A 467-nucleotide genomic window follows, 5' to 3' on the forward strand; every position below is an offset into this window, starting at 1 on the left:
GAAATGCAACCTCGACAAAGGGATCCTCCCCGAGATCAAGGCCATCACTATGACCGCCATTACAACCGGTCCCTTTCCCACTCTCCCTACAGGAGTGACGAAGACGACCCCCGTGGTCCCTTATCACAAGAAATCACGAAGGTGTACATTCCTAAGGGAATGGAGAGACCTCCTAAACTGGAGGAATATGATAGCATTTCAGACCCTATGGACCATATCGACAGGTTCAAGACAATGCTCGACTATCACAACATCGGGGGACCGATCAAATGTCGTTTGTTCCCCACGACCTTGAGGAAAATTGCAATGGACTGGTACAAGAATCTCGCCCCAGGGTCGATCAACTCCTGGAGAAACCTCAAGAACCAGTTCATCAGCTCCTTCACAGCGTCTCGTCGACACCCAAAGATTGAGGCCTCCCTTGAGGCTATCGTCCAGAGAAGCGAAGAAACCCTCAAGGAATATAT

The 467-nt window shown here is 50.1% G+C and carries 1 protein-coding gene; it reads left to right on the top strand.

Annotated features, from left to right (window positions below; all coding sequences use genetic code 11):
• Positions 1–141: 141 nt before the first annotated feature.
• Positions 142–467, top strand: a 326-nt coding sequence (locus VSR34_RS38465; RefSeq protein WP_342965240.1) for a hypothetical protein, incomplete at its 3' end; no start/stop codon positions are given.

This window comes from Paraburkholderia sp. JHI2823 (genome assembly GCF_038900695.1).
Classification (GTDB): Bacteria; Pseudomonadota; Gammaproteobacteria; order Burkholderiales; family Burkholderiaceae; genus Paraburkholderia; species Paraburkholderia mimosarum.